At 43.3% G+C, this 6376-nt stretch carries 7 protein-coding genes; 2 read left to right on the top strand and 5 right to left on the bottom strand.

All coding sequences use genetic code 11. The features are described from left to right. The first annotated feature begins 238 nt into the window (after nucleotides 1-238). Complete coding sequence (locus tag IQ246_RS28375) at nucleotides 239-1048, top strand: TPM domain-containing protein (RefSeq protein ID WP_194006623.1); 810 nt, start codon at nucleotides 239-241, stop codon at nucleotides 1046-1048. 132 nt (nucleotides 1049-1180) lie between these two features. After that, nucleotides 1181-1807: a precorrin-8X methylmutase gene (locus IQ246_RS28370; protein ID WP_194006622.1), complete on the top strand. Its 627-nt coding sequence runs from the start codon at nucleotides 1181-1183 to the stop codon at nucleotides 1805-1807. An 89-nt stretch (nucleotides 1808-1896) separates the two neighbouring features. Here IQ246_RS28370 and IQ246_RS28365 read toward each other — a convergent pair whose 3' ends face one another. The 5 genes from IQ246_RS28365 to IQ246_RS28345 all read right to left on the bottom strand — a co-directional run bounded on the left by IQ246_RS28365 (nucleotide 1897) and on the right by IQ246_RS28345 (nucleotide 6343). After that, a complete protein-coding gene (locus tag IQ246_RS28365; RefSeq protein ID WP_194006621.1) occupies nucleotides 1897-2886 on the bottom strand; it encodes a metal ABC transporter solute-binding protein, Zn/Mn family in 990 nt (329 codons plus the stop codon). A gap of 1150 nt (nucleotides 2887-4036) precedes the next feature. Beyond that, entirely contained in the window at nucleotides 4037-4444 is a 408-nt protein-coding gene (locus IQ246_RS28360; RefSeq protein ID WP_194006620.1) for a type II toxin-antitoxin system VapC family toxin, read from the bottom strand. Then, nucleotides 4441-4695: a hypothetical protein gene (locus IQ246_RS28355; RefSeq protein WP_194006619.1), complete on the bottom strand. Its 255-nt coding sequence runs from the start codon at nucleotides 4693-4695 to the stop codon at nucleotides 4441-4443. The genes IQ246_RS28360 and IQ246_RS28355 overlap by 4 nt, the downstream gene beginning before the upstream one ends. A gap of 24 nt (nucleotides 4696-4719) precedes the next feature. Next, nucleotides 4720-4995, bottom strand: a complete 276-nt coding sequence (locus tag IQ246_RS28350; RefSeq protein ID WP_244142194.1) for a hypothetical protein — start codon at nucleotides 4993-4995, stop codon at nucleotides 4720-4722. Between the two features lie 286 nt (nucleotides 4996-5281). Then, entirely contained in the window at nucleotides 5282-6343 is a 1062-nt protein-coding gene (locus IQ246_RS28345) for a WD40 repeat domain-containing protein (protein WP_194006618.1), read from the bottom strand. Nucleotides 6344-6376: the final 33 nt, after the last annotated feature.

The following is a 6376-nucleotide window of genomic DNA, read 5'->3' as shown; positions in this document are numbered from 1 at the left end:
GGGCATTGGGCATTGGGCATTGGGCATTGGGCATTGGGGACTTGGTGTAGAGAAAACTCTTTCATAATTCTTAATCTTCAGTCCCCCGCCCCTAAATCCCTAGCCCTTAATTCCCAGCCCTTTGCTTTGATCCCTTAGATTAGAGTAAAGTAAACAAGTGTAAAGAAGTATCACTTTTCCAGTACTCTTTTCAAATAACTTGTTCACTTTCACTGTTGATATTTGTATAAAAACGTCCATGCAGTCTTGTTTTTGGCGACGAATCTTGGTATCTATTGCAGTATTTTTCCTGGCTGGGTCAATTTGGGTGATGCATTCTCCCCCAGCTTTTGCGTATGACAATCCTGAATTACTACCTGACACCTTTACCCCAGTTGTAGACTTAGCTAAAACTCTTCCCAAGTTGCAAGAAGAAAAGCTTGTCACAGATTTAGAGCAATTTGAAACTGAGACTGGCTGGAAATTGCGAGTATTGACTCAGTATGACCGTACTCCAGGTCGGGCAGTCATCAAATATTGGGGTTTAGATGACAAAAGTATTTTGTTAGTTGCCGATTCTCGTGGCGGTAACATCCTCAGCTTTAGTGTTGGTGATGCTGTTTATGAACTTTTACCTCGGACTTTCTGGATAGAACTACAAACCCGCTTTGGTAATTTGTACTTTGTACGCGAACAAGGCGAAGACCAGTCTATTCTGCAAGCCCTAGAATCGGTTAAAGGCTGTTTGCTAAAGGGTGGTTGCAATGTTGTTCCTGGACTACCACGGGAGCAGTGGATTCTGACTCTGATTTCCTCAATCATTGGTGGGGTGATTTGTGGATTTGCAGCTCAACCTCACCGTGAAGGACAAGTTTTTGCTTGGCAGTGGGCTTTAATTTTCTCTCCTTTATGGGGAATATTATTTATTGCCTTTGGGATTGGGCCAGTAGTGACGCGCACGAGTGAATGGCTACCTCTAGTCCGCAATATCGCTGGTTTTCTGATTGGCGTTTTGGTTGCGTACCTATCTCCTATTTTCAGTCGGCCTTCTTCTAGTACTGAGTCCTGAGTACAGACGCGATTAATCGTATCTGTACAAATGAGTGCTGAGTGCTGAGTAAAAATAAAATAAAAATACTCAGTACTCAGTGCTCTCTGAAGCTGATAAGCTGAAAGCTGATATCTGAGAAGCTCAACAACAATGGAATGGCACGTAACTGATGCTCAAAGTTTAGCAATCATTGACAGTGAAATTGGAGATCATATATTTTCACCCGCAGAGTATGAGATTGTTCGGCGAGTTATATATGCCACAGCGGACTTTGAGTATAAGTCTTTGATTCGTTTTTCTGAGCGTGCTTTGCAAGCTGGTGCAGCAGCATTAGCGGCGCGTACCACGATTGTGGTGGATGTCCCAATGGTACAAGTAGGTATTGCATCTGACATTCAAAACACCTTTGCTAATCCGGTGTATTGCAGCATGGAAGCCATAACGCGCCCCCAGAAAGAAAAAACTCGTACAGCGTGGGGAATAGAAACCTTAGCTAAGCGTTACCCAGAAGGCATTTTTGTGGTAGGTCAGGCGCAAACAGCATTGACAACATTGGTTGATTTAATTGAAGCTGAGGAAATTAGACCTGCTTTGATAATCGCTACTCCAGTAGAATTTGTGAATATCGATGCTGCCACGTGCTTGCAAGACTCTTTAGTACCTTACATTACAATTGACAGTCGTAAAGGTAATGCAGTTGTCGCAGCTGCGATCGTTGATGGATTGGTAGACTTGGCTTGGCAAGCCTATGGGCAAGATGGAAATGGCGGAGGTTAGAAGAGGCGGGGAAAATGAAAAACCATGCCCAGTCTGCGCCAGGAAAAGCAAGTGGTATGCGGCTCGATTTCGTACCTACAATGCTGCTACTATCTAGTGGCTTTGGCTTCAAATATCAAGTACGTCCCTCCTAGCCCTTCTACAATTGTACGTGTATTGGCAACCATCATTTTCTGATAGGTTTCCCCATCGCTTCCTGATTCACCAAGTCCATCAGCATACAATTTGCTGTTAGAAACTTTCACTTTTGCCTCTCTAGCTACAGACTCAATCAACTTGGTGTTAGTTGTTGTCTCTGCAAAAATTGTTGGCACTTTAGCCCGTTTAATGCCAGCAACTAAATTTTTTACTCGTGCATCTGTCGGTTTTTCCGCAGTGCTAACACCTTCCAACGCCCCTGCTAATGAAATACCATACGCTTTGGCATAATATCCTAGTGCATCGTGGGTTGTGACTAATTTGCGTTTTTTGGGCGGAATACTGGCAATTGTTGACTTTATCCAGTTATCCATTTGAGTTATTTCATTAGTGATTTTTCTGGCATTGCTAGTATAAGTTGCTGCTTCACTAGGTTCTAATTTTCCTAGATTGCGGTTAATTACCTCCACCATCTTGATAGCATTCTTAGTATTGTGCCAAATATGAGGATCAGTGACTTTCTTGCTACCTTTTTGGAGTCGTTGAGGCTTGGGCACAGCAACTTGACCAACGGCTATTTTCGGCGCAGGGTTTTTAGACGCTTTAATTATTTTGATCAAGCCTGGTTCAAAATTGTAACCACTATAGAGAATAAGATTAGCTTGCTCAATAGCTTTGCGATCTTCCGATTTTGGTTGATAAAGGTGGGGGTCTGCACCAGGAGAAATCAAGCAGGTGAGATTAATGGTATCCCCGGCAACCTGTTTAGTTAAGTCACACAGTACAGTTGTCGTTGCTACTACTTGGGGAAGATTATCATTCGCCTTAGTGGTGGTTTGAGTAAATGAGGTGCTTGCGGCTTGATTTTCACATCCAAAAAATCCAATGGTCAAGGCGACAAGGGTAGCTCGTAAGGAATTACTTAATGGATTTTTGGACATTATCCACTCCTGCTGATTGTATAAAAACAATAATCATTATTAATATTTGCTTAGGGATTTCCAAGAAATAAATTATCCAAGAAAACTAACCACAGAGGCGCAGTGAACCAGCGCTCTTGGGAGGGTTAGCCCGATCCAGGCGACTGATGAACCCGAAGGGAGGGCACAGAGAGATGAAGAAGAGAGAGAATTGTTATATGAGATTTTTGAATGTTTTTTAATTTGGAAGTCTCTTAGCGAAATACTAGAGGTGTGTGCTTTGCAAAATGTTGGCTTCTTGTTGCAGGCTGGAAAATTAGAGGTAACAAGAGTACATAGTGAAGGTGATGCAGGAGTTAGTGCCTCTGGTAAGTATTTTAGTCCGGTTCTCTGAACGTCTGCTGAAGCCGCAATTACACTATTGTGGTTATATTTCGCAAAGGTCGCAAATTAACCGGGATTATCCGATTAAGGTGTGGATTGTGGTGACAATAGCGCATATTGTTCATAATAAGGTGGTTTTACTAGCCAAATCGTGACTCTAAGGCAATTGTAGCGGCAAGTTTACGACGTGTGGGCATGTGCAATACCAATTCGTAATTTGCTCTAGGGCTACGCTTAGAGCGTAGCTATGCCAAAGGCTTTACATAATAACGTCAGGAAATATTTGAAGTTATCAGTGAGGTTTTAAATTAATAAAGGCACAGCATTGCTGTGCCCTTACACTTACAGTATTTAATTTTAGAGTATGTTTGAAAAGTACTAAGTGAATAGAATTCACTACTATATAAACAAAGTCCCTTCGGGTTCGCAGTCGCCTGGGTCGGGCTAACCCTCCCAAGAGCGCTGTCTCACCACCTCCGTGGACTAACGACAAATCAAGGATTTTGTCTTTGCAGCCGTAGGACATACGGTCAAGATGCGCGGCTTCGGGTAAATTCATTGGAATCCCCGCGAAGCAAGAATCCTCACACCTTTAGGTTGAGGAGTGTCAATATTGTACTATCGTAAATTTAATACTATAACCAAATCTAGAAGGTATCTATAAATAAGTTCTCCATCCCAAGTTCTCACGGTACAGCTTAAGTCATTTACTTGGCTGACAATTGCCCAACACTCGCCTTTACCTCTGAGGTAATGGTTGTCCAAGGTTTTGAACAGACAAAAGATGTCATTGCTGTTGTTCCCAATCTTCAATCATCAGTCCACTGACACGACCAAATTCTCTGGTGTTGTGCGTGACTAATGTTAAATTATGTGTCAAGGCAATCGCTGCTATTTGAAAATCGTTGGGGCCAATGGGAGTTCCAGCCGCTAATAATTCTGCACGAATTCTCCCATAAACAAATGCTGTAGAATCATCAAAAGGTAGAGAAACAAACAATTTGAGAAACTTTTGCTGTCTTGCTAACGTTCTGGTTGGGTCATTGCTTCTCATTGCACCATAAAACAACTCTGCTTTGACCACCGAACACACAGCTATATCATCTACATTTGTTGGCCGTAATCGCTCTCGAATTGCAACTGACCTACCATTGAGATAACGAGCGCAAACATTGGTATCTAATAAATACCTCACGCTATTTCTTCCCGGATCTCAAAATCACCTTCATAATCAATAACAATAGGATCGTCTTGACAACTGCCGTAAGTCTGCTCAAAAAATCCGACTGGCCATCCCAATTCTTCAGGTGTTTTTACTTGGGCTGATGGTTCTAGCTGTTGATAGGTTACTGTTACTTCTATTTCTTTGTCCGTTATTCCCACAGGAATATTCAGGTGTAAAATGCCGTCAGCCCCAACATGAGAAAATAACTTAATACTTTGCATTACTGTTTTCTCCTATTCCTTGGTTTATTGAGAATTGGGTAGTACCTCATTTATGATGCCGTATTCAAACTCAATCAAACCCAACAGCTTCTCTTCTACCGCAGTCAAATACGGTCGCTTCAACTCCCCCAAATGTTTCAGCACAGCACTTGGGGCATCTTCCAGGTTATCGTTTTCTCGTAACCTACTGATGCGTAGGTGTAGCCCGCCGCAGGCATCACAGATCTCCTGCACCTGCTGACATTCCGACTTCAGGTAGTCAAACAAATCTCCAGGTGTAATCAGAACTAGCCCTTTCAAGGTGAGCAATGAAGATGCGTTGTTTCAGTACTACCATCTCGAATCCTCCGCTCAGATTTTGGGCTTTTTAAAGGTTGAAATAACCAATCTTCGTTCCAAATTTCACCACCTTGAAAGCGCTAGTTCTGAGCTTTTGTATATTTCCCCGAAGAATTGTATCGTAGGCTACCATTTTTTAGCGATACCTCCGGTGAGCTTCGCTAACGCAGAACTTTTAGGTCTACTGATTGTTGATACAGCATAGCCAATTTATTGGCTACCTTCAACCTTGATCACTGAGTATTACTTAGCTTTGCCCAAATCCTTGACCGCGCAAAACCCTTGACCAAACAAGTAATTCGCCATTTTCACCACCCGCAGCGAGCAGTTTACCTTGGGGATGCCAAGCGAGACTGGAAAATCCGGCTGAAACACCTGTGATCACTTGGGATACTTGCTTTGCTTTGTTCCACAAACACAACCAACCATCAGCAGCAGCGGAAGCGAGAAGGAAGCTTTTGGGTGCAAAGGCGATCGCACAGATGACATCCACATGATTAGTTAAGACTCGCGCTTCCCAACCCAACGAATCATCTTCCAATTTTTCCCAGACTACAATGCCTTCAACACTAGATGATGCTAGTATTGGCGCACCCAGTTTGGTGGTAGCTTCTGACCATGCTAGTTGGCGAATTTTACCAGGGAAGCCACGCATTACCCAAGGATCGGGGTTGTTCCATTCCAAAACGGTGACGCTGCGATCCATATTGCCAGAAGCCAGGAATTTACCATCAGGCGACCAAGCCATAGCTACACTGACAGTAGTCATATCTAGAATGTATGGTTCTTCATCCCAGTTTTGACTGTGCCAAATCTTGACTCCCTTATAGCCAGCAATAGCTAGGTATTGTCCATCAATGCGCCAATCAATACCCAATACTGACGAGTTTTCAAAATTCAGCGTCACGACAATCTCGCGAGTATCTGCATCCCATACTTGCACGTACCGCCCCAAACTAAAAGCCAGTTGATTACCAGTGTGACTCCAAGCTAGTTTGTCAACCCACGCTGGGGCATTTTTCAAAGTGGCGATTAATTCAGTGTCCTGCCAAATCTTAACCTGTCCATCTTGTCCCCCAACCGCTAAAAATTTTCCATCTGGAGAAAAAGCAACGCAGTCTACTGATTTACCGTCACCAGTCTGTAAGGTTGTTAAGTCGCCATCATTCCATAGCACAACTTCCCCGGCGGCGGAAGCTGCTGCTAGAGTTTTACCTTGTGACGACCAGGCGATCGCAGTTACATAATCTGAAAGTGTCCCTGAATAGTGTTGTTCAAATTCCTTAGATTTGCTGCTTGTGGAGTTCATATTTTAAAGAGGGCATTGGGGATGGGGGATGGG

The sequence above is a fragment of the aff. Roholtiella sp. LEGE 12411 genome (assembly GCF_015206995.1).
Taxonomy (GTDB): Bacteria; Cyanobacteriota; Cyanobacteriia; order Cyanobacteriales; family Nostocaceae; genus Komarekiella.
This window is presented reverse-complemented; position numbering and strand designations above follow the sequence as displayed.